This is a genomic window from Streptomyces sp. TLI_146, from assembly GCF_002846415.1.
GTDB lineage: Bacteria > Actinomycetota > Actinomycetes > Streptomycetales > Streptomycetaceae > Streptomyces.
In genome coordinates this window covers 6660601-6683375 of sequence record NZ_PJMX01000001.1, presented here as the reverse complement: position 1 = coordinate 6683375, position 22775 = coordinate 6660601, and the positions used below count along the sequence as shown (strand labels likewise).

The window sequence follows — 22775 nt, the reverse complement described above, 5'->3', positions numbered from 1 at the left end:
CCGAACACCTCGCTAGGCCGTGCCTACCACTTCTGTCCGGCCTGCTGCTTCGTTGTGGCGTTGAGGCGGTTGAACAGGTTGCTGACGGAGATGTGCAGCACGAGCGCCGCGAGCTCCTGCTCGTTGAAGTGCTTGGCGGCCTCGTTCCACACCGCGTCCGGGACCGGGTCCTCGCGGTCGCTCAGCCGCGTGACGTGCTCGGTGAGCGCGAGCGCCGCGCGCTCGGAGTCGGTGTAGAAGGGGGTCTCCCGCCACGCGCCGACGGAGAAGATCTTCTCGTCGCTTTCGCCGGCCTTGCGCGCCTGGCCGGACGCCGACTCCACACAGGGGCCGCAGCCATTGATCTGGCTCGCGCGCAGGTGGCTCAGCGCGAGCAGACCCGCCGGGACGCCGCCCGCGTAGGTGGCCTTGTACAGGCTCTGGATGGCCTGCATCGCGTCGGGGAGGACCATCGCCGGGTTCTGCATCCGTGCTTCCATGACTGCTCTCCTTCAGAGATCTACTGCGGTCGTTCAGCGGCGACCCCGGCTCGATTCCATCGGCCGGGATCCCGTGTCACTGGTCTGACGGGTCCCGGCGCAGGAGTGTGACCGAAGGGGAGGAAGATTTTTCCGCGCATACGACGAAGCGGCCCCGCCGGGCGTCAGGTTCCCGGCGGGGCCGCACGTCACGCGCTGATCCGTGGACCAGTACCGCTCCGTACCACTCGCGTATGGAGTACTGCCCGAGACAGGAGTACTCCGCGCGGTACTACTCCGTGATCTTGATCAGCTGACCCTCGGTGCCGACCGAGTTGTTGGTCACGTAGATCTCGTTGTTCGGGCCGACGGCCAGGCCGGTGGACATCGCCAGCTTGCCGTCGGTCGGGATCTCGGTGACCGCCTTGGTCTTGATGTCGACCCGGCTCAGCTTGCCCGGCAGCGGCGGGCCCTGCTGCTGGAAGCCGCCGGTCAGCGTCAACGCGATCAGGTTGCCGTTCTTGTCCGCGGCCAGGTCGGTCACCGCGGTCAGACCGCTGGCGAAGACCTCCGCGCGGTGGCCCGGCACGATCCGCCAGATGCGCGAGGCGCCCGGACGCAGACCGCCCATGTCGGCGACGTAGAACGCGCCGTCCGCGCCCTTGACGATGCCGCTGGGCACCGCCTGGACCTTGACTGTGCCATCGGCCGCGACCGTCTTGGCCTGCGGGGCGAGGGACTCCAGGGCCTTCTTCTCCTTGGCCGAGGGGGTCGCGGCGCCACCCGGCGCCGGGAGCTCGTTGTCCGGGAAGATCGCCTCGGTGGTGGTGCGGCCGCCGAAGCCGACGCCGATCAGGTCGTTGGCGCCGGCGTCCGTGACCAGGAAGCCGCGCCCGTTGCGGGCGAAGCGCCAGGGGTTGCTGTGGATGGACGCTTCCTCGGGGTTGGCCGGGTGGCCGAGGATCCAGTCCGGGTCCAGCAGCGTCTCGTGCTTGACCGGGTCGCCGACGACCCAGCCGCTCGCCGTCTGGAGCGTGCCGAGCTTGGCCGCGTCCGCGCCGAGCTTGGCGCGGTCGTCCGTGCCGCCGCCGAAGCCGCTGAGGACGAGGTAGCCCGACCCGTTGGCCTCCACGTCATTGGGGCCGGCGGCCGAGATCGGCTCGTACGGGTTGGTCGGGGCCACCGCGGAGGACGCCAGGCCGGTGACGACGCGGCCCTGCTGGGTGCCCTTGACGCGGTAGATCGAACCGGTCGTTCCGACACACTTGGTGCCCGGCGCGCAGCCCGGCTTGCCCACGCCCGACTCGGCGATCAGGATCGTCCCGTCCGCCTGCACGGAGAGGCCGCGGGGGTTGTTGAGCTTGCTCGCAATGACCTCGATGTTGGCAGTGGCACCCGCGGTGGTACCGGCAGCGGCCTTCGCCTCCTTCGGCGAGGCCTGTGCCGGGCCGGGGATCAGCGTGACGGCCAGGGTGCCCACCGCCGCCGCTGCCACGAAGGCCCCACTCCAAGACCTGCGTATTCTCGACATGTCTCTCCCTCATCATGGCGTGCCCCCGTCATTGGGAGCCGACTCAACCGGCGCCACGATAGACGCTTCTACCTCAACCGTCCTGTATTCACAGGTAAGTTGTAAGCCCTGTCCGACTGCACCCCATCCGCAGTTGCACACTTGATTCGCGCTCGGAATTCACTGGTGCCGAACTCGCGCCGAATTTCGGCCAACCAGGGGCGGGATTTCGCGCGTTGAGTGGTTGTTCGCCGCCGGGCTCGGCTCTAGAGTCTGCCGGGCGACGCCCATAGTTTCCGGTATCCCGGTAATTGAGACTCTTGATACCGCTGCGCAACCGCCGATGGAGGATACGCATGCCCCCGATTCCGCCCGCCCGAGTCGTCCGCATCGTCGAAGGGTTCCGCGCGCGGGTGCAGCGCTTCGCCCAGCTGCTGGTGCCCGCGCCGATCGCCGTCCTCGAACTGGCCCAGGGCGCCTGGGTGTCCCAGGCGATCTACGTGGCGGCCGAGCTGAAGATCGCCGACCAGCTCGCCGACGGCCCGTTGTCCTCGGAGGAGATCGCCAAGCGGATCGAGGCCGACCCCGACGCGGTCCACCGGCTGCTGCGCGCCCTCGCCAGCTACCGGATATTCAGCGAGCAGAGCGACGGCCGCTTCAAGCTGACGCCGATGGCGAACGCGCTGCGCACCGGCACGCCGATGTCGATGCGCGACATGGCGCTGTTGACAGGTCACCCCGCGAGCTGGGAGGACTGGGGTGCGCTCATCCACACCGTGCGCACCGGTCAGCCGAGCCTCGAGAAGAACCGCGGCATGCACGCGTACGAGTACCTGGGCCAGAACCCGGAATTCGCCGAGATCTTCCTCAACGGTATGGGCACGCTCTCGAATATGGAGACCGAGCCCATTCTCGCCGCGTACGACTTCTCCAAGTACAAGACGCTCGTCGACGTCTTCGGCGGCCGCGGCGGTCTGCTGTCCGCGATCCTCAAGAAGACGCCCTCGTCGAAGGGCATCCTCTTCGATTCCCGGGCGGACGAGCTCGGCGCCGACGCGTTTCTCACCGAAGAGGGCGTGGTCGACCGGGTCGAGATCGACAAGGGCGATCTCTTCGGTCCGCTGCCGGCCGGTGCGGACGCCTATCTGCTGAAGCACATTCTGCATGAATGGCCGGAGCCGAAGGCGCTGGAGATCCTCAAGAACGCCCGTGAGGCAATCAGCCCCGACGGCCGTCTCCTCGTCATGGAATTCGTGCCTCCGGAGGGCAACGCGGCGCACCCCGCCAAGCTGGTCGACCTGTGGCTGATGATCCTGGTCGGCGGCAAGGAGCGCACCGCCCGCCAGTACTCGGAGATCCTGCGCGCCACCGGCTTCGAGCTGGACCGCATCGTGCAGACCGCCGCGGGCGTCTCCATCGTCGAGGCGCGCCCGGTCTGATCCGGCCTCGCCTCACGTACGTACGAGGAAGCTCCTGGCGGATCGTTCCGCCAGGAGCTTCCTCGTACACCAAGTACGGCGGCGGACTACTCCAGCCCCGCCAGCCTCAGCAGCAGCCCCTTCACCTCGGTGGCCTCCACCGCGTCGCCCACCGCGTCCGGATCCGAGCACAGCAGCAGCGGCCCGTCCCGCGGGTCGTCGGGGAGCCGTCCGTGGCTGCCCCGCACCGGCGACGGGTCGAGCGGCACGACCGCCATCCGGTAGCGCATCCCCAGCTTCTTGCGCGCCAGCGCCTTCGCGGCCTTGACCTTCACATACGGGTCGAGCGGGTCCATGAACAGCTCGACCGGGTCGTAGCCGGGCTTGCGGTGGATCTCGACGAGCTGGGCGAAGTCGGGGGCGCGGTCGTCGTCGAGCCAGTAGTAGTACGTGAACCAGGCGTCCGACTCCGCGACCGCGACCAGTTCGCCCGCGCGCGGGTGGTCGAGGCCGAAGCTCTTCTTGCCCTCGTCGTCGAGGAGCTGGTCGATGCCCGCCACGTCCGCGAGGGCCGCGCGGGTGGCGTCCAGGTCCTCGGGCCTGCGCACATAGATGTGCGCGAGCTGGTGGTCGGCCACCGCGAAGGCGCGGGACGCCATCGGGTCCAGGTACTCCATGCCGTCCTGGGTGTGGACTTCCAGCAGTCCGGCGCGGCGCAGGGCGCGGTTGATGTCCACGGGCCGGCTGACGCGCGTGATGCCGTACTCCGACAGGGCCACGACCGTGCGGCCCGCCGCCTGAGCGTCGTCGAGCAGCGGCCCCATGGCCGCGTCGAGGTCGGCGGCCGCCCGGTAGGAGCGCGGGTCGTCGGGCCCGAACCGCTGCAAGTCGTAGTCCAGGTGCGGCAGATAGCACAGCGCCAGGTCGGGGGCGCGGGTCGCCAGGATGTGGCGGGTGGCGTCGACGATCCACTGGGAGGAGACGATGTCGGCGCCGGGTCCCCAGAAGTTGAAGAGGGGGAACGTGCCGAACTTGTCGTGGAGTTCGTCGTGGAGCGCCGGCGGCCGGGTGTAGCAGTCGGGCTCCTTGCGGCCGTCGGCGTAGTAGACGGGACGCGGGGTGACCGTGATGTCGGTGTCCGCGCCCATCGCGTACCACCAGCAGATGTTCGCGACGGTGTAGCCCGGGTGGGCGCGGCGGGCCGCGTCCCACAGCTTGTCGCCCTCGACCAGGCCGTTGTGCTGGCGCCACAGGAGGACGTCGCCGAGGTCGCGGAAGTACCAGCCGTTGCCCACGATGCCGTGCTCGGCGGGGAGCGTGCCGGTCAGGAACGTCGACTGGGCCGCGCAGGTCACGGCCGGGAGCACCGTGCCGAGCCGCGCCTTGGAGCCGGAGCCCGCGAGCGCCTTCAGGCGCGGCATGTGCTCCAGGAGCTTCGGGGTCAGCCCGACGACGTCCAGGACGAGGAGCGGGGTGGGGGCGTCGGTCATGGCAGTTCCTTGAGGCCGAGGTCGGTCAACAGGTCCCGGGCGAGGGTGAGTTCGGCGGCGATGCCGTCGGCGAGCTGGTCCCGGTCGCGCGGGCGCAGCTCGGCGGGCAGGGCCTGCCAGGTGTACGTCTCGACCTCCAGATGGCGGGTGTGCGCGACCGGGCCGCCGACCAGGCCCGCCAGGGCCTCGCGCAGCACGGGCAGCGTGGAGGTCAGCGGCGCCGCGGGCCGCGCGTGCAGCGGTACGTGGAAGTGCGCGCGCCAGGGCGCGGTGTCCGGCAGGGCCCCCTGGGCCAGGGCCTCGCCGAGGTCGTCGGTGCCCAGGAGCCCGGCGCCGTTCCTGGTGCGGGTCTGGTGCAGGAAGCGCGGCTCGGCGAACTCGGCGAGCGCGGCGCGGACTTCGGGCCGGTCCGGCCGCTCGGCGTGCAGCGCGGCCGACAGCTGGACCTTGGGGATCGCGACCCCGGCGGCGTGCAGCGCGTCGAGCGCCTGCGCCGGGTCCTCGAAGGAGGTGGCCAGATGGCAGGTGTCGACGCAGATGCCGATGCGCGGCGAGCCGATCGCGGTGAGCGGGGCGATGGCGTCGGCGGTGGTCTCGACCGTGCAGCCGGGCTCCGGCTCCAGGCCGATCCGGATCGACTTGCCGGTCTCCTCCTCCAGTGCGTCCAGGCGCCCCGCCAGCGTGCGCAGTGCGGAGTGCGCCGCCTGGCGCGCCGCCGCGTCGAAGCCGGTGCGCCAGGCGAGCGGCAGGGTGGAGATGGTGCCCTCGGTGACGTCGTCGGGGAGCAGCGCGGCGAGCAGCCGGGCCAGGTCGGCGGTGTGCTCCAGGCGTTCCGGATCGGTCCAGTCCGGCTTGTAGACGCGGTACTTGACCTCCTCGGCGCCGAATCCCTCGTACGGGAAGCCGTTGAGGGTGACGACCTCCAGGCCGCGTCCGTCGAGCTCGGCGCGCAGCCCGCGCAGCGCGGCCGGATCGGCGCTCAGCTCCTCGGCCGCTCCCCTGGCCAGCCACAGGCCGATGCCGAGCCGGTCGGTGCCCAGGCGCTCGCGCACCGGCTCGCAGTGGTCGCGCAGCTGGGCTAGGACGCCGTCGAGGGTCTCGGCGGGGTGGACGTTGGTGCAGTACGCGAGGTGGACCGTGGAGCCGTCGAAGTGGCGCAGTCGCATGGGCTCACTCGCCGCCGCGCAGGATGGAGTTGCCCTCGTGCAGCGCCTCGGGCGCGGTCAGGTCCAGGTCGAGACGGCCGCTCAGCCCGTAGAAGGCGACCGGGTTGCGCCACAGCACCAGATCCACCGCGTCCTCGTCGAACCCGGCCTTCAGCATGGCGTCGGCGACCTTGCGGGTCTTCAGCGGATCGCTCTTGCCCCAGTCCGCGGCCGAGTTGACCAGCACCTTCTCCGGACCGTACTCGTCCAGAATGGCGACCATCCGGTCCTCGTCCATTTTGGTGTCCGGATAGACCGAGAAGCCGAGCCAGGCGCCGCTGTCCTTGGCCTCGCGCACCGTCGTCTCGTTGAGGTGGTCGAGCAGCACCCGGTCGGTGGCGAGCGCCGACTCCCGTACGACGTCGATCGTGCGGCGCAGACCGGTGAGCTTGTCGCGGTGCGGGGTGTGCACCATCGCGGGCAGGCCGTGCTCGGCGGCGAGCTGGAGCTGGACGGCGAGCGCGTGGTCCTCGGCGGGCGTCATCGAGTCGTACCCGATCTCGCCGACCGCCACCACGCCGTCCTTGACCAGATAGCGCGGCAGCTCGTCGAGGACGGGCGTGCAGCGCGGGTCGTTCGCCTCCTTGGGGTTGAGGGCGATCGTGCAGTGGTGGGCTATGCCGTACTGCGCGGCCCGGAACGGCTCCCAGCCAAGGAGCGCGTCGAAGTAGTCGAAGAAGCTCGCGGGCGAGGTACGGGGCTGGCCCAGCCAGAACGCGGGCTCGACGACCGCGCGCACGCCCGCCGCGTACATGGCCTCGTAGTCGTCGGTGGTGCGGGACGTCATATGGATGTGCGGGTCGAAGATGCGCATGGTCAGGACTCCTCGGCCCCGGTGAGGGCCAGTACGCGGTGCAGGTCGTCGGGGACGGGGCGGGCGGCGGCGGTACGTTCCTTCGCGTAGTCGCCGAGCATCCGGGCGAGTTCGCCGTCGCCGTGGGCGCGCTCCCGCAAGGAGGCGACGGCGTCCACGGGCACGCCGGTGAACAGGCACTTCAGTACGGCGTGCCGCCAGGCGTGCGGGTCCAGGTGGGCCGCGGCGTAGGGGCCGACGGCCGCCGCCACCAGGCGGGTGTCGTTGGCCCGCAGCGCGTCCTCGACCAGCGGCACCCCGGCCGCCGCGTCGAGGCCGAGGTCCGGCAGCGCGAGCAGGACGGCGCGGCGCTCGGCGGCGGTGCCCTGCTGGTAGATCCGGGTCGCGGTGGCCGCGTCCACGCGGGCGGTGCGCAGCAGCAGGACGCGGGCGTCGTCCACGGCGTCGGCGCCGAGGTGGCGCCCGGCCGAGGCGAAGCGCAGCTCCCAGGGCGGGGTGCCGTATCCGGTGACCGGGCGGGCGGCGGTGTGCGCCGCCTCGGCGAGCGCCTCGTCGAGCCAGGCACGGGCGGCGCCGCCCAAGCGGGCGTCGAGTTCCGCACGAGATATCACGGTTAGGCTCCCTTCAGGGCCGGGGCGGCACCGGCGGTCAGCGGGCGCAGGAACTCCAGGGAACGGCGGGCCTGTTCGGGGCCCGCGTGGGAGTGGCGGGGCAGCTCGACGACGGTCAGACCGTCATATCCGGTGGCGGCCAGCGCCTCCAGGACGGGCGGGAAGTCGATCTCGCCGTCCCCGAACGGCAGATGCTCGTGCACCCCGCGCCGCATGTCCTCGATCTGGACGTGCCGCAGCCAGGGCGCGGCGGCGCGTACGCACTCCGCGGGCGACTGCGGCTCCAGGCACTGGCAGTGGCCGATGTCGAGGGTCAGCCCGAGCGGTTCCGGGTCGCCCAGCTGCTCGCGCAGCCGGTGGAAGTCGGCGAGGGTGGCGAGGAGATGGCCGGGCTCGGGCTCGATCGCGAGCGGAACACCGGCGTCCGCGGCCGCGTCCAGGACCGGGGCGAGGGCCTCCCCCAGCAGCTTCCAGGCGGTGTCCTCGTCGGTGCCCTCGGGCGTGATGCCGCTGAAGCAGTGCACGGCGTGCGCGCCGAGGTCGGCGGCGACGCGGACGGCCGTGACGAGCAGGCCGGTGCGGCGGGCGCGGGCGTCGGGGTCCGGGTCGAGGAGGGACGGGCCGTGCTTGCGCCTCGGGTCCAGTACGTACCGGGCGCCGGTCTCCACGGTCACGCCGAGGCCGAGCTCGCCGAGCCGCCGGGCCACGCGGCGGGTGCGGGCGGGGAGTTCGGGGGCGAGCGGGTCGAGGTGCATGTGGTCGAGGGTCAGCCCGACGCCCTCGTAGCCGAGGTCCGCGAGGAGCCCCAGGGCGTCGTCGAGGCGGAGGTCGGTGAGGCCGTTGGTGCCGTAGCCGAGGCGGAGGCTCATGTGGGGCTGACCTTTCGTGCGAGCTTGCGGGCCACGGGGATCAGGCCGGTCAGGGCGACGGCGGTACGCAGGGATCCGGCCCTCGCCGCGAGCGCCGCCTGGAGCGGGATCATGGCCTTGATGCCGCCGCCGACCGCGCGTTGGGTGAGCTGCGGCGACGGGTTGAGGGTGGCGTGGAAGTAGGGCTTGGCGGCGGTGCCCACGTAGACGGCGGCGAGGGCCGCTCGCGCCAGGTCACGTGGCGCGACCGCGGCTCCGCCCAGGACCCGGCTGCGGGCCGCGGTCGCGTTGTGCCCACCCGCGCCTCCCCGCCGACCGCCCGGCCCCGACTGGTCGGGACGACCGGCGAGGGCACCCAGCGCGGTGGTCAGCCCCAGCGCGGCCAGTGGTGCGCCCGCCGCGCCCCCCTGCGTCTCGTTCCGCGACACCGTCGTCACCGCGTACGTGTGCGCGCCCAGGGCCGTCGCCGGCAGCAGGGGGTGCTTGGTCACCCTGCCGGTCGTGGCCGTCGCGCCCAGGAGGAGGTCCAGGGAGCGGGCCGCGGCCATCGCCGCCGGGCCCGCCGCCGTGTGCTTCAGGCGCAGGTCGTACGCCCACACCGTGCCCGCGAGCGCCGTCGCCACCAGACCCGCCGGGCGGCCCGCGCGGTAGGCGAGCGCCAGGCCCGCGCCGGTGAGGGCGGCCGCCGCCGCCAGGGCCGCGGCCGGCTTGACCCGGCCGGACGGGATCGGTCGGTGCGGGCGGTCCACGGCGTCCTCCTCGCGGTCCGCCCAGTCGTTCAGGGCCATCCCCGCCTCGTACAGGCAGAGGGAGGAGCCCACGGCGAGCGCGGTGCGCCGGTTGGGGCGCAGCCCGGCGGCCGCCGCCCCCGCGAGGGCGTCGCCGGGAACGGTGAACAGGGCCGAGACGCGCAGGAGTTCGGCCCAGTCGCGCAGGACCGGCTTCACCGGGCCTCCCGCAGCCGCTCGGCGAACGACAGCAGCACCCCGTACTGCTCGGCCAGCGCCGAGGAGCCGCCGTCCGGGTCCTTGAAGTAGAAGCCCAGCTCCGGGCGCGGGCCGGTCAGCCCGGCCTCGTGGGCGCGGGCGGTGAGCCGGGCCAGGTCGAGGACGAGCGGCGCGGCGAGCGCCGAGTCGCAGCCCTGCCAGATGGTCTGGAGCACCATCCGCGAGCCGAGGAAGCCCTCGAAGACGATGTGGTCCCAGGCGGTCTTCCAGTCGCCGAGCGCCGGTACGTCGTCGATGTGCACCTCGCCCTCGGGCAGCGTGCCGAGGGTGTCCTCCAGCACGCGGTTCTTGCCCGCGTTCTTGGCCGCCGCGGCGGCCGGGTCGGCGAGCGACGCCCCGTCCCCGCCGCCGAGCAGATTGCTGCCGGACCACGCCCGTACGGCCAGGGCGCGCTGGCGGAACATCGGGGCGAGCACCGCGCGCAGCAGGGTCTGGCCGGTCTTGCCGTCGCGGCCCGCGTACGGGACGCCGGCCGCGTCGGCGGCGGCCTCCAGGTCCGGGTGGCGCAGGCCGGTCGACGGGGTGAAGTTGACGTACGCGCACCCGGCGCGCAGCGCGGCCGCCGCGTACAGCGAGGAGGCGGGCAGCCGGGTGTCGCCCGCGGTGGGCGCTGGCTCGGTCGAGGAGACGTTGACGACGACGGTGCGGGCGACTCCGGTACGGCGGGCGAAGCCGGTGATGTCGGCCGCGAAGGCGGCGATCAGCTCCTCGTCGTCGCGGGTGTCGCCGGGCAGCGGGCCGCCCATGCGTATCTCCTCGTCGGCGGCGGCGAGTTCGGCGCGCACGGCGGCGGGCAGGCCGTGCGGGAGCACGCCCCCGGCGGCGAGTTCCTCGGCCCGCTTGGGCAGCGGGCTGCTGGCCACGTCGTGGCCGCCGAAGACGAAGGTCGACAGGTCGGGAAGGCCGCTGCCGGCGAAGTCGGGGGTCTCGGTGACCATGCCGGTGGCGGGCTGGAGCCCGGCGGTGACGGCGGCGCATCCGGCGACCGCCGTGGTAGCTACGGAGCCGCGGGCTCCGATGAACCAGACCCCCGTCCGGGGGCCGTGGTCGCTGGTATCTGCGTAAGGGGACACGGACAGCCTCCTGGTTACGTCAGCGCGTTGAAGCCTTTCCAACCTGACGGAAGTGGCGGCTGGTTGGGCAGCTGTTCGAACGTATCGATGATCCGCCGGTCGGTGGACGGATGCGGGTGTGCCGCAGTTGCACGGGTGAACGGGCGGAGTGCTGGCGCGGGCGTCGGGCCCGCGACCAGCACTCCTGCCTTCTCGCTCTTCACTTGTGCGCGGTGGTCAGCGCTCACCGGCGCTGTCACGGCCGGCGCCCGGCCGGTTCACTCGGCCCGCTGCTGGAGCTGCTCGGCAAGGGTCTGCCAGGCGGCCGCGCAGCTGCGCGCAAGGTCGGCGACCTCGGGCGCCCAGTGACCGGGCAGACCGCGGCCCAGGCTCTCCATGCCCTCGCCGTCCACCGTGTAGTGGTGGAGCCAGCGCAGGGTGCGCCGGCCCGCCTCGTTGAGCCGCAGCGAGGGGTCCTCGCTCAGCTTGGCCAGCAGCTTCTGCCGGTCGACCGACACCTCCCGGCGCTCGCTGCGGGCGCTCACCGCGCGCTGCGTCTGGCGGGGCACCACGGGGGTGCCCGGCGCCGGACTCTGGCCCGCGGCCGTGCGGTAGCGGCCCGGCACGGGGTCCTCGCCCCGGTCGATGCGCTGGCGCACGTCGCGCACGGTGGCCGGGGAGAGGCCGGTCGCCCGGGCCACCTCCCGCAGCCCCGCGTTGGGCCGCTCCTGGATCATCGCGGCGGCCTGCTGGCGGCGGTATCCGCTGTCCAGCGGGCGCAGGCGGCCGTCGCGGCCCAGGCGCGCGTTCGACTGCGGAGCGTCCGCCGAGGAGCGGGACCGGATCCGGGAAATGGTCTTGTCGGAGAGGCCGACGGCGGCCGCGACCGCCCGGTCCGACCACTGCGGATGGGTCATGATGATGCGCGCGGCGGCCACCGAGCGGTCGGACCGCGACAGCGGCAGACCGTGGGTGACGTTGGCCTTGACCGCGAGGACGTATGCGGCGCCCTCGTCGCAGTCGACCATCCGGGCCTGGATGGTGGTGCGGCCGTTGAGGAGCGCGGCGCGCACCCGGTGGGTGCCGTCGATGACGCGCATCGACGAACGGTGGACGGTGATCGGCGGCAGCGAGTCGCCGGCCTCGGCGAGCACGCGGACGTGGTCCTCGTCCGCGCCGCCGAGACGGGGCGAGTCCTCGAAGACCAGGGAGTCGATGCGTACTTCACCGGCGGGATGCGACTCGATCCAGACCATGGAGGTCACGACCTCGTCGAGGTCCGCCGCGTGGATCTTCAGTAACTGATCGTCAATCGATTGCTCGGCCAGACTCACTTTGCGCCCCCTCGCAATGAATCGGAACCGGAATCCACTTCCGGTGTGCGAAATGAAAGGCGACCGGAGAAGCCTTGTCAACCACCCTGGAGCCGGTTCGCGAGGCCCGGATTCCCGTACAGGACAAGGGTGTTCACGCGCGCGCGAGCCGCCCGCAGGGCAGCCCTAAGGGCCCCCGGAGCGGTGCGTACCGCACTGCTGTACGAGGGCAAACGTCGGGCCGTCAGAGCGGAAGTTCAGGTTCCGTCAAGCGCGGACAACCTTCTGTACCGTCGAAGGTGAACAGTCATGGGGATCGGCCCACCGAGGGGGGCCGGACGTTCGGCAACGTCAGAGGAGCTGCCGGAATCACACATTCCGCCCGGTTGATCGGGTTCGCACTCGTGATGCTCCCCGGGCCGTCGCCCACCGCCGGGGTAACCGCCGGTCGCACTTCCGGCGCGAGGCGGTGGACCAACTTCACCCCACTGGCGTGAAGTTGGCCGGTTTATTGGCCGAGAACAGACCCGGAACCTGTCACACCGGCGTGACGGGCCCCGGGCCTGCGAAGGGTCAGGCGGCGCAGATACCGTCGACCGCGACTTTCTCGTACAGATGGGGCGAGACCGTGCACCCCTCCGGGTAGCCCTCACCACCCGGGTGGAAGTCGGGGTTGTTGTGCGCGGCCGCCAGATGGGCGGCGGACTGCCAGACCGCGACGTTCACCAGGATCCGGCTGCCGGCGATGCCCCGGTGCATCTGCGTGGAGACGAAGCCGGGCTGCCGCGTGAAGTATGCGGCGTCCTCGCGCCAGAGCGCCAGGAACTCCTCGGCCTTGCCCTCCGGGACGGTGAAGGTGTTGACGAGCACGACCGGGCCGGTCCGCTCCTGGAGCTGCCGTACATAAGGAGTGGTCTCGTCGGCCTCCACGAATTCGATCACGGGACCTCCTGCGGGTCGGACGGGACGGGCGGGCCGTGGGTCAGCGCGGCGAGCCGAACCAGCGCACGAGCGCGTCGAGCAGTTCGCCGCCGTCCGGGGAGACCCAGGCGACGTGCCCGTCGGGACGGATGAGGACGGCGTCCGGCGTCGTCCCCTCGGCAGTGTCCGCCGGAACCCAGCCGTCCGGGACGATGTCCACCCGGTCCGACCAGTTCGCGTCGGTGACGATGTCGATGCGGTCGGACCAGCCGGCGGCGAGCCGGGCCGCCTCGGTGCTGCCGTCCGCGACGACGAGGACGCCGCGCGCCGGGTGCAGCAGCTGGGAGACCCGGGTGGTGGAGCCGTCGCCGAGTTTGACCTCGCGGTCGGGCATGCGCAGCCCGAGCAGCGGGTGGCCGGTGGCGCCGCCCATGTCGTAGCGGATGCCGAGCCCGCTGACGTGCCCGGCCAGGCGCCGCGCCGCGTCGGGCGACTGCACCAGCTCGCGCATCACCTGGCGCATCGGCTCCATCTCGTCGCCGGTGAGATAGAGGGAGGCCTGGGCGAGGGTGTTGCGCAGCAACTTCTCGCCCACCGGGTGCCGTTCGCTCTGGTACGTGTCGAGCAGGCCCTCGGGCGCCCAGCCGTTGACGGTGGCGGCCAGCTTCCAGCCGAGGTTCACCGCGTCCTGGACGCCGACGCTCAGCCCCTGGGCGCCGGCCGGGATGTGGATGTGGGTGGAGTCGCCGGAGAGCAGGACCCGGCCGCGCCGGTACTCGGCGGCCTGGCGTGTGGCGTTGGTGAACGCGCTGACCCACTTGGTCTCGGCGCCGTGCAGCGACTGCCCGGTGAGCTCCTGCCAGGAGTCCGCGATCTCGCTGAACGTCAGCTTGCTGTTGTCGCGGGGCGTGAGCTTCGCCGGATGGATGATGATCCGGGTCACCCCCTCCTCCAGCCGGATCGCCATCACCATGCCGCCGTCGACCCGCTCGCCGATGACGCGCGGCTTGATGTCGGGGCGGTCCACGACGTCGGCCACGTACATGCCCCGGGTGGCCTCGCGGCCGGGGAACTCGATGCCGGCCAGCTTGCGGATCCTGGAGCGCCCGCCGTCACAGCCCACCAGGTACTGGGCGGCGTGCTCCGCACGGCCGTCCGGCCCCTCCACCACCACCGTGATGTCGTCGGACCCTTCCCGGTAGTCGACCACCTCGTAGCCGCGGCGCACGTCCACGCCGAGGTCGGTGACCCACGCCTCCAGGATCTCCTCGATGCGGTACTGGGGCACTCCGCGGATGCCGAAGTGGTTGTCCTCCAGGGCGGTGAAGTCGATGCGCACGCCACCGAAGTGGCCCTCGTTGCCGATCTCGATGTCCCCGAAACGGGCCAGCAGCCCCCTTTGGTGGAACACCTCGGCAGCGCGCCGGGTGAAGCCCACCCCGCGCGACTCGCCGCTCGGAGTGGCTCTCTGCTCGTAGACAACGACGTCGACGCCGTTCAGCCGGAGTTCGCCGGCCAGCATCAGCCCGACCGGTCCGGCACCGGCAATGATCACGCCAGTTCCCATTTTTCGCCCTCCTGGATGAGATATGCGAGATCGAATTCAGCACTTCAGGAATGAACTCGCAACGCTTCTCGATGCCGCTCAGCGGCCTATCGAGCTCGAAAACGGAGCGTTGAATGTGATCATGCTCAACGGCTCGGGAAAAGACCTTTCGGGCCGCCGAAGAAGTCTGCAACCCGGCGATCAGGGGCGTCAAGGGGAATGAGTCCTGCTGATTTTCATGATCTTTTCAAGAAGTGGACTCCCGGCCACTTAGGCAAGCCTTATTGAATTATTCGAGAGATCCTTCGAGTGATCCTTTTCCGCCCTCCGGAAAGGATCAAAAAACTGGAATAGGAATGAAGCATTCAGGAGACCGTAACGGCTCATTCCAGATAGCCGACGTGGCGCCAAGATCCAACCCTCCGCTCGACATCGACTTTCCGCGGTTGCCCTCTTGACTCGGCGAAATGGATGTTGGAAAGGTGATCCACGCAGAACACCAGACTTAATAAGGAGAGCCACGATGTCCTCCGCAGTCACGCAGAAGCTCACCGTTTTTCTGGCGTTCCCGCGGGATGCCGAGGAGGCAGTGACGTTCTATACGTCCCTCTTCGACGACTCCGAGGTGATCAACACCATCCGGGCCCGCGCCGGGGAGCCCGGCTGGACGGAGGGGACCCTGCAGCACGCGGTCTTCACCATCGCCGGCCAGCAGTTCATGTGCATCAACATTCCGCCGGACGGCGCCCGGGGCTCCGACCACGCCCCCTGGGACACTTACGCGTTCTCTCCCGCGATGGCGGTGTACATCCAGTGCGACTCGGACGAGGAGTTCGACCGGGTCTTCGCGGGCCTCTCCGAGAAGGGTGAGGTGATCATGCCGGTCGGCACCTACGGCTTCAGCGCCAAGTTCGCCTGGGTCAACGACCAGTTCGGGGTCTCCTGGCGGATCAACCTTTCGGAGAGCAAGGTCAAGTAACCGCACTCCCCCGCACCCGCCCCGCTCCACCTCGCTCCACCGTCGGCCATGAGGCACCGCTGCCTCATGGCCGACGCTTCCCTGCGGAACTTTTCTTTCATAATCCCATTACTTACCGGTCAGTCACTTATTCCCGGCGCCCGCCGCCCGGCCGCCCGCTGACCGCTTTTGTCCACCGCCCGCAATTCCCGTGCCGGGTTCCGCCCTGCCCGGATTTCCCGTGCCCGTTTCGTGTCGCCTTCGCAAAAATGCAAGCCATCCGTCAGTCCCCCCTTGACCACGGGAGAAGACATGATCTTGGTAACCGGCGCGACCGGGAACGTCGGCAGAAACATCGTCGACGAGCTGCTGAAATCGGGGGAGCAGGTGCGGGCCATCGCACGCGACCCGTCCACGTGCGCCCTGCCGGGCGAAGTGGAGGTCCTGGCGGCCGACCTGAGCCGGCCCGAAACCCTGACCGCCGCACTGCGCGGGGTCGAACGCCTCTACCTCTGGCCGGTGTTCGGCCGGCTCCAGGGAGCCGTCGACGCCATCGCGCGAGCCGGGGTGCAACATGTCGTCATGCTGTCTTCGGAGGCGGTCACCTATGCTGCCGAAGAGCCGCACATCGCGTGCGAGAAGGCAGTCGTCGAGTCGGGAATGTCGTGGACGTTCCTGCGGCCGAGCGCGTTCATGTCCAACGATCTCCTCTGGATACCCCAGATCGCCAAAGACGGAGTGGTGCACGGTGTGTACGGAAGTTCCGCGATGGCGCCGATCCATGAGCGCGACATCGCGGCGGTCGCGGTGAAGTCCCTGCTCGCGGCGGAATCCGGAGTGATCCATTCGATCACCGGACCCCAGTCGCTCAGCCCGCAGGAGCGGGTGCGCATGATCGGTGCCGCGCTCGGCATCCCCACCCGCTTCCAGGAAGTGCCGCGCGAACGCGTCCGCGAGCAGATGGTCAAGTACCTCTCGGGGTACGTGGCCGACCAGATCCTCGACCGGCGCCGGGACACGCAGGGGGAGGTCGCACCCGTGCTTCCCACCGTCGACGTCGTCACCGGCCGGCCGGCCTACACGTACGCCGAGTGGATCACCCACCACGAGGCGGAGCTCCGCCCCGTACCCCAGCTCTGACACTTTGTGAGGTGCACTGTGCATTCCGCCGTCAATGAGACCTTGAACTCGCTGGACCGCACCCGCCGGCCCATCATCGGCATCACGGCCGTCGTGACCCAGATCAAATTCGCGATCTTCGAGATGGACGCGACGTTCGTCCCCCAGACGTTCGTCCAGAAGGTCGCCGACGCCGGTTGCATACCGGTTCTGCTGGCTCCGCAGCCCGGGATCGAGCAGGCCGTCGACGGGCTCGACGGCCTGCTCATGCTGGCCGGTCCGGACGCGGACCCGGAGCTCTACGGCCAGGAGAAGCACGAGAAGACCGGCTGGAACGACAAGGTCCGCGACCGGCACGAACTGGCCCTGCTGGAAGCCGCGTTGGCCTCCGACCTGCCCACGCTCGGCATCTGCCGGGGCGAGCAGCTGATGAACATCCTGCGCGGCGGCACCCTCCACCAGCACCTTCCGGAGATCGTCGGCCACGACAACCACTCCCCCGGCGGGAAGGAGTACGGCCAGCAGAAGGTGCGCCTCGAACCGGGCAGCCATCTCGCCAAGTTCCTCGCCAAGGACGTCGTGCCCTGCCACCACCACCAGGTCATCGACGAGGTCGGCGAGGGCCTGACGGTGACCGCCTGGTCCGAGGACGGGACGGTGGAGGCCATCGAGGTCAACGACCACCCGTTCGCGGTCGGGGTGCAGTGGCACGCCGAGGAGTCCGACGACGACAGCCCGTTCATCGCGCTCGCGGAGGCGGCGCGCCAGCGGATGTCGGTACGGCGCGGCTGAGGCTCCGCACCGGTCGGGATCCGCTCAAGGAATGACAGAGGCGCAGCACGGCCCGATGGCCGCGCTGCGCCTCTTGGTGTTGCATGGAAGGGTGTTCCGGCGCCACCGAAACAGGGGACGTTCCCGGTTTCCGTACTCCGTCCGGGGGTTGGCCGGTTACTCCGCGAGCACCTTCACGTCCATTTCGTCCAGTTGCCCGGGGTCGGCGAGCATGTCGATCGCGGCGATCCGCCCGTCCACGACGATGAAGTCGAAGACCACCTTCACGCTGCCGTTCGGCGCCCAGACCATGCCCGGAGCCCCGTCCACCAGCGCGAGCTGTGCAACTTGGGCCCGGCCCGAGAAGGTCTTGGCGACCGCCTGGGCACCCAGGGCGCCGCTCGCGCCCATCGCCAGGGCGGCGCCGTCGACACGGACCACGACCTCCGGGTCGAGCAGGGCGAGCAGTTCGTCGAACCGGCCGGCGCGCGAGGCGGCCAGGAAGGCGTCGACGATCTGCCGCTGGCGCCCGCGGTCGGCGGCGGGCGCGGCCTCGGCGCCCGCGACCCGGCGGCGCGCCCGGCTGGCGAGCTGCCGGGTGGCGATGGTGGAGCGCCCCACGACCGGGGCGATGTCGTCGAAGGGGACGGCGAACATGTCGTGCAGCACGAAGGCGAGCCGCTCCGCGGGCGAGAGCGTGTCGAGCACCACGAGCAGCGCCGGGCCGACCGAGTCGACGAGCACCGCCTCCTGTTCGGGGTCGGCGCTCTCATGTACGCCGTGGTGGACGGGCGGTGGCCGCTCGCCCAGCAGGTCCTCGCGCCGCGACTCGCGCGAGCGCAGCATGTCCAGGCAGACGCGGGCGACGACCGTGGTCAGCCAGCCGCCCAGGTTCTCGACCGCGCTCACGTCCGAGCGGCTGAGCCGGAACCAGGACTCCTGCACGGCGTCCTCGGCCTCGCTCAGCGAGCCCAGCATCCGGTAGGCGACGGCCCGCAGATGGGGGCGGTACGCCTCGAAGCGCTCCGCCAGCCGTTCGGTCTCGTCCATCGGTCACATTCCTCCACCGGGCTCGTCGTCACGTACCGCGAAGCCCAGCCTATGGGACAAGTCACATTAAGTTCACATCTTGGATGTTCGGTATCCAGTTCGGATATTTCCTACGAAATTGTCTTCCCGTTGGTGTTCCTGTTGGTGTTCCCGTTCCCCGTCCCGGACGCCGCCCGGCCGTCCGGGACAGGGTTCCCGGCCGTCAGCCGAGCTTGGCGGCCAGGAAGTCCTCCCAGGTCACCCGGGCCGTGTCGTACCCGTCCCTCGGGCCCTTCGGCAGCAGCCCGCCGGAGCGGATCTTCCCGATGCCGGGCATCCACACCGGCACCACCGGGGAGCCCTTGTGGACGGCCTTCAGATACGCGCGGATCATCGCTACGGCGTCCGTGGCCTGCGGCCCCACCAGGTCGCGGACGCGCCCGGCGGGCTTGTCCAGGGCCAGTTCGGCGAGCCGGACCGCCACCTCCTCGGGGTCGATCGGCTGCACCTTGAAGCCCGAGGGCACCGGGACCAGCGGCAGCTTCCGCGCCTTCCTGGCCCCGTCGAGGATGAAGTCGTAGAACTGGGTGACCCGCAGCAGCGTCCACGGCAGCCCGGACTCGGTGATCACCCGCTCCGACTCCAGCTTGGACTTGAAGTAGCCGAACGAGACGTCCTCGACGCCGACGATGGAGATGTAGACGACGTGCGCGACCCCCGCCTTCTCCGCCGCGCGGACCAGGTTGCGGGTGGCGTCGGCGTCGCCCTTCTTGTCGCTGGCGCAGTGCACGAGCGCCCGGACGCCCTCGACCGCGGGGCCGATGCCCTGGTCCTTGGCCAGGTCGCCGGTCACGTACGCGATGCCGTTCTCGTCCGGGCGGCTCTTCCTGCTGAGCACCCGGACGTCGGCACCGGCGTCCCGCAGCCGTGAGACGACCAGTCGTCCCAGCGTGCCCGTGCCGCCGGTCACCAGGATGGGCGACGTCATGGCTCCTCCTCGGTTGAAGTGTCGCCACACTGACGAGACGGCCCGCGAAAGTGTGACGCCGCGGTTCCGGACACGCCACGGGCGCGTCGCCTCCCTCGGGAAGCGACGCGCCCGCGATCGAGGACCGCACGTACGAGCAGGTGCGCCTGTCGTGCGTACGAGGTCAGCCCAGACGTGCCGATTCGGCGCGCGGCCTGACCGGGAGGTCCGCCTCGTCGCGCTCGGGGTGCCCCGGGCGCCAGAACTTCGGGCCGAGCTCCAGGGCGAGCGCCGGGATCAGCAGGCTGCGGACGATGAACGTGTCCAGCAGGATGCCGACCGCGACGAGCAGGCCCTGCTGCAGCGAGGCCACCGTCGGAATCGCCGCGAGGACGCTGAAGGTGGCGGCGAGGACGAGGCCCGCCGAGGTGATCACGCCGCCGGTGACGGTGAGGCTGGTCAGGACGCCGTCGCGGTGGCCGCGCTTGCCGACCTCCTCCCGGGCCCGGGTCATCAGGAAGATCGTGTAGTCGACACCGAGGGCGACCAGGAACAGGAAGCCGAACAGCAGCAGCCCCCGGTCGATCCGCGGATACCCGACCGCGTGGAACAGCAGCGCCGCGGTTCCCACGGCCGCGGTGTACGAGAGCACCACCGACAGCAGCAGCATCAGCGGCGCCACCAGGGCCCGCAGCAGGATGATCAGCATGATCAGGACCACCGCGAGGATCAGCGGGATCAGTACCTTCTCCTCCTTGCCCTGGGCGTCGGAGGTGTCGAGCGCGATCGCGGTCTGGCCGCCGACCACCGCGTCCTGGGCCTCGCCGGAGCTGCGGTCCAGCGCGGTGCGCATACGGTCGATCGTCTGCTTGGCGGCCTGGGTGTCCGGCGCGTTCTTGAGGACGGACTCGATGTGCGTCCAGCCGTTCCTGGACGCCACGCTGGTCGCACTGGTGACGCCGTCCACGCCCTTGACCGTGGTGAGAGCTGCGGCCGCGCCCGCGTCCTTGACGTAGACGTCGGCGGGCGCCGAGGAGCCGGCCGGGAAGTGGTCGGACAGCAGCTCCTGGCCCGCCACCGAGTCGACCTTCTTGGTGAACTGCTCGGCCTGGGTCTGCCCGGTGGACAGCGACATCGCGCCGAACGCCAGCGCCCCGAGGACGATCACCGTGCCGATCCAGATCGGGCGCGGCCTGCGGCCCACGAAGCCGGAGATCCTCGCCCAGAAGCCGTGCTCCTTCTCGACGCTCGCGTCCACGTACTCCGCCGAGTAGCGCGGGGTGAACGGCCAGAACACCCAGCGGCCCAGGATCACCAGGAACGCGGGCAGCAGCGTGGTCATCGCGAAGTAGACGATGACGACGCCGAGGGCGACGACCGGGCCGAGGCCCCGGGTGGAGTTCATCGAGCCGAACACCAGGCAGAGCGTGGCGATGCCGACGGTCGCCGCGGACGCCGTGATGGCGGGCAGGCAGCGTTGCAGCGCGTAGACCATCGCCTCGTGCCGGTCCTCGTGGCGGTGCAGTTCCTCGCGATACCGGGCGATCAGCAGCAGCGCGTAGTCGGTGCCGACGCCCAGGACCAGCACGATCAGTACGTAGGCGCTCTGCCCGTTGACCGTCAGCCCGGCGTGTTTCGCCAGGAGATAGACGACGGCGCTGGCGACCTGGCTGGCCAAAGCCACCGAGAGGAGCGGGATCAACCAGAGGATGGGGCTGCGGTAGGTGAACAGCAGGAAGATCGCGACGAGTCCGAGCGTGGCGCCCATCAGCGCGCCGTCCATGCCGGAGTAGACATCGATGAAGTCGGCGATGCTGCCGGCCGGGCCGGTGATCCGGACGTCGAGGCCGTCCGGCGCGTTCTTCTGGGCCGCCTTGCGCAGGTCCTTCACACCGTCGCCGAGGACGCTGTTGTCGCTCTTGTCCGACTTGATGGGCACGCTGAGGAACGCGGCCTTCTTGTCGGAGGCCACGGTGACCTGCGGGATCTCCGCCGCCGCGATCTTGTCCGTGACGAACCGGTCGCGGTCGCCGCTGACCTTGGCCAAGTCGGCGTCGGTGAGGCCGTCTTCGCGCGCGTAGACGACGACCGCGCCGAGGCGGCCCTTGTCCGCGAAGTAGTCCTCGGCGATCTTCACCGCCTTCGTCGCCTGCGCGTTCTTCGGCAACCACGTCTGGGCTTCGTTGTTCTGGACGTCGCCCAGCTTGGCCGCCAGGGATCCGCCCACGCCGATGAGCAGCACCCACAGCACGAGGACGGCCCACTTGGCGCGACGGCCTGCGACGGCCCTCGCGTACTTGTGGGCGAACGAAGTCGTGGATGGGGGCGGCGGCTCCTCGGTGGACTTCCTGGGTGATGGAGGATGCGTCGTCATGACTGCTCGCTAAGGGTCGGGAGTCCTGCGCGCTCGTGTGCCGCTCAGGGCTCGGTCGAACTCCGGTTGTTCGAGGGGCCTCCCCTGTACGACCCGATCGCCTCGACTCGATCGGGGTACCTCTTCCTGTCACATGAGCTGGGTTTTGTTCGTCACTGATATGACGGAACGTGGCCAGAGGGTAGGACCGTGACGCGTTCGTCACTCACTGACGGAGCGCGACGGAGGAATGTGACCGATGGACGACGGCGAATGGCTGGCGCGGCGTTTCGAGGAGAACCGGCCGCATCTGCGGGCCGTGGCGTACCGGATGCTGGGGACGCTGAACGAGGCCGATGAAGCCGTCGAGGAAGCGTGGTTACAGATCATCGACAGCGGCGACGACGCCACGGACGAGGGTGTCCGGGGCCTGCCCGCCTGGCTGATGACGGTGGTCGCGAACGTCTCCCTCGACCGGCTGCGCTCGCGCAGAACGGTTTCGCCGGACGCGCCCCTGCTGCCGCTGGTGCCCGCCGCGCGCCGCGCACCGGACGACCTGGCGGCCCCGGTGCCCGACGCGCTGGCGGCGGAGCTGGCCGGGATGGGCCCGGCCCACGAGGAGTTGCTGGCGGACTCGGTGGGCCTGGCGCTGCTGGTGGTCCTGGAGACGCTGGACCCGGCCGAGCGGATGGCGTTCGTCCTGCACGACCTCTTCGGGCTGCCGTACGAGGAGATCGCGCCGATCGTCGGCGCCGCCGACGCGCAGGCCGCCCGCGAGCTCGCGGGCCGGGCGCGGGTGCGGGTGCAGAGCGTCGACCCGCTGCCGGACGCCCCGGACCGGCGGCGGCGGATCGTGGACTCCTTCCTCTCCGCCTCGCGCGGCGGCGACTTCGACACCCTGGTCGCGATGCTCGCCCCGGACGTGGTGCTGCACGCCGACCCGGAGGCGGTGGCGGCGGGCGCGCCGACGGAGGTGCGGGGGGCGGACTCGGTGGCGAAGACGTTCTCGGGGCGGGCCCGGTACGCCCAACTGGCGCTGGTGGACGGGTCGGTGGGCGCGGTGTGGGCGCCGCGCGGACGGCCGCGGGTCGTCTTCGGCTTCACGATCGTGGACGAGCGGATCACCGGCATCGACATGCGGGCGGCCCCCGACCGGCTCAGCCGGACCGATCTGACGATCCTGGGCGACTGAGGCGACGAGGCGAGCGAGGGGACGAGGCGACCGAGCGGCATCACGGGCGGCGCGCCACCGGGCATCGGCCCCGGTGGCGCGCCGCTGTCGTCGCCCGCACCGACATCGACCGCCCCGGCATCCCGTATCGGCGCCGCCCGTGCCGCCTGTATCGACGTCCCGAGAACGCCTT

20 protein-coding genes are annotated in these 22775 nt (G+C 70.8%); 5 read left to right on the top strand and 15 right to left on the bottom strand.

Annotation, left to right across the window (positions count from 1 at the left end; translation table 11 throughout):
• Positions 1–23: 23 nt before the first annotated feature.
• Entirely contained in the window at positions 24–479 is a 456-nt protein-coding gene (locus BX283_RS29880) for a carboxymuconolactone decarboxylase family protein (protein WP_101390565.1), read from the bottom strand.
• 271 nt (positions 480–750) lie between these two features.
• Complete coding sequence (locus BX283_RS29875) at positions 751–1989, bottom strand: ScyD/ScyE family protein (RefSeq protein WP_101390564.1); 1239 nt, start codon at positions 1987–1989, stop codon at positions 751–753.
• Positions 1990–2324: 335 nt separating this feature from the next.
• Here BX283_RS29875 and BX283_RS29870 point away from each other — a divergent pair, with 335 nt between their 5' ends.
• The gene (locus tag BX283_RS29870) at positions 2325–3407 is read left to right on the top strand and encodes a methyltransferase (protein ID WP_101390563.1); all 1083 of its coding nucleotides are present in this window, start codon (positions 2325–2327) and stop codon (positions 3405–3407) included.
• 86 nt (positions 3408–3493) lie between these two features.
• On the opposite strand, the gene BX283_RS29865 is transcribed toward BX283_RS29870, so the two are convergent.
• The 10 genes from BX283_RS29865 to BX283_RS29820 form a co-directional block, all read right to left on the bottom strand.
• Positions 3494–4876, bottom strand: a complete 1383-nt coding sequence (locus tag BX283_RS29865) for a nucleotide pyrophosphatase/phosphodiesterase family protein (RefSeq protein WP_101390562.1) — start codon at positions 4874–4876, stop codon at positions 3494–3496.
• Positions 4873–6042 (bottom strand): metabolite traffic protein EboE, encoded by a 1170-nt coding sequence (gene eboE, locus BX283_RS29860; RefSeq protein WP_101390561.1) that lies wholly within the window; start codon positions 6040–6042, stop codon positions 4873–4875. Before eboE ends, BX283_RS29865 begins: the two co-directional genes overlap by 4 nt.
• Positions 6043–6046: 4 nt before the next feature.
• Complete coding sequence (locus tag BX283_RS29855) at positions 6047–6895, bottom strand: TatD family hydrolase (RefSeq protein WP_101390560.1); 849 nt, start codon at positions 6893–6895, stop codon at positions 6047–6049.
• A gap of 2 nt (positions 6896–6897) precedes the next feature.
• Positions 6898–7506, bottom strand: coding sequence for an EboA domain-containing protein (locus BX283_RS29850; RefSeq protein WP_101390559.1), 609 nt, complete (start codon positions 7504–7506; stop codon positions 6898–6900).
• A 2-nt stretch (positions 7507–7508) separates the two neighbouring features.
• The gene (locus tag BX283_RS29845; RefSeq protein ID WP_101390558.1) at positions 7509–8375 is read right to left on the bottom strand and encodes a sugar phosphate isomerase/epimerase; all 867 of its coding nucleotides are present in this window, start codon (positions 8373–8375) and stop codon (positions 7509–7511) included.
• On the bottom strand, positions 8372–9322 hold the full coding sequence (locus tag BX283_RS29840) for an SCO3242 family prenyltransferase (RefSeq protein ID WP_101390557.1): 951 nt from the start codon (positions 9320–9322) through the stop codon (positions 8372–8374). The genes BX283_RS29845 and BX283_RS29840 overlap by 4 nt, the downstream gene beginning before the upstream one ends.
• Positions 9319–10461: an inositol-3-phosphate synthase gene (locus BX283_RS29835; protein ID WP_101392647.1), complete on the bottom strand. Its 1143-nt coding sequence runs from the start codon at positions 10459–10461 to the stop codon at positions 9319–9321. Before BX283_RS29835 ends, BX283_RS29840 begins: the two co-directional genes overlap by 4 nt.
• A 251-nt stretch (positions 10462–10712) precedes the next feature.
• Positions 10713–11768 (bottom strand): ParB/RepB/Spo0J family partition protein, encoded by a 1056-nt coding sequence (locus BX283_RS29830; RefSeq protein ID WP_101390556.1) that lies wholly within the window; start codon positions 11766–11768, stop codon positions 10713–10715.
• Between the two features lie 552 nt (positions 11769–12320).
• Positions 12321–12689, bottom strand: a complete 369-nt coding sequence (locus tag BX283_RS29825; RefSeq protein ID WP_101390555.1) for an antibiotic biosynthesis monooxygenase — start codon at positions 12687–12689, stop codon at positions 12321–12323.
• A gap of 40 nt (positions 12690–12729) precedes the next feature.
• Positions 12730–14235 carry an FAD-dependent monooxygenase gene (locus tag BX283_RS29820; RefSeq protein WP_101390554.1) on the bottom strand — a complete coding sequence of 502 codons (1506 nt, stop codon included), beginning with the start codon at positions 14233–14235 and terminating at the stop codon, positions 12730–12732.
• Positions 14236–14737: 502 nt separating this feature from the next.
• Between BX283_RS29820 and BX283_RS29815 the strand changes: the two genes are divergently transcribed.
• The 3 genes from BX283_RS29815 (at position 14738) to BX283_RS29805 (ending at position 17083) form a co-directional block, all read left to right on the top strand.
• Positions 14738–15193 carry a VOC family protein gene (locus BX283_RS29815; protein ID WP_101390553.1) on the top strand — a complete coding sequence of 152 codons (456 nt, stop codon included), beginning with the start codon at positions 14738–14740 and terminating at the stop codon, positions 15191–15193.
• A gap of 291 nt (positions 15194–15484) precedes the next feature.
• A complete protein-coding gene (locus BX283_RS29810) occupies positions 15485–16312 on the top strand; it encodes an SDR family oxidoreductase (RefSeq protein WP_101390552.1) in 828 nt (275 codons plus the stop codon).
• 42 nt (positions 16313–16354) lie between these two features.
• Positions 16355–17083 (top strand): gamma-glutamyl-gamma-aminobutyrate hydrolase family protein, encoded by a 729-nt coding sequence (locus tag BX283_RS29805; RefSeq protein WP_180357285.1) that lies wholly within the window; start codon positions 16355–16357, stop codon positions 17081–17083.
• Positions 17084–17239: 156 nt separating this feature from the next.
• Here the strand turns inward: BX283_RS29805 and BX283_RS29800 are convergent, their stop codons facing one another.
• The 3 genes from BX283_RS29800 to BX283_RS29790 form a co-directional block, all read right to left on the bottom strand.
• Positions 17240–18112, bottom strand: coding sequence for a sigma-70 family RNA polymerase sigma factor (locus tag BX283_RS29800; RefSeq protein ID WP_101390550.1), 873 nt, complete (start codon positions 18110–18112; stop codon positions 17240–17242).
• Between the two features lie 202 nt (positions 18113–18314).
• Entirely contained in the window at positions 18315–19079 is a 765-nt protein-coding gene (locus BX283_RS29795) for an SDR family oxidoreductase (RefSeq protein ID WP_101390549.1), read from the bottom strand.
• 163 nt (positions 19080–19242) lie between these two features.
• Complete coding sequence (locus BX283_RS29790) at positions 19243–21432, bottom strand: MMPL family transporter (protein WP_101390548.1); 2190 nt, start codon at positions 21430–21432, stop codon at positions 19243–19245.
• A 238-nt stretch (positions 21433–21670) separates the two neighbouring features.
• On the opposite strand from BX283_RS29790, the gene BX283_RS29785 reads away from it, so the two are divergent.
• Positions 21671–22603 carry a sigma-70 family RNA polymerase sigma factor gene (locus BX283_RS29785; RefSeq protein WP_101390547.1) on the top strand — a complete coding sequence of 311 codons (933 nt, stop codon included), beginning with the start codon at positions 21671–21673 and terminating at the stop codon, positions 22601–22603.
• The last annotated feature ends 172 nt before the right edge of the window (positions 22604–22775 follow it).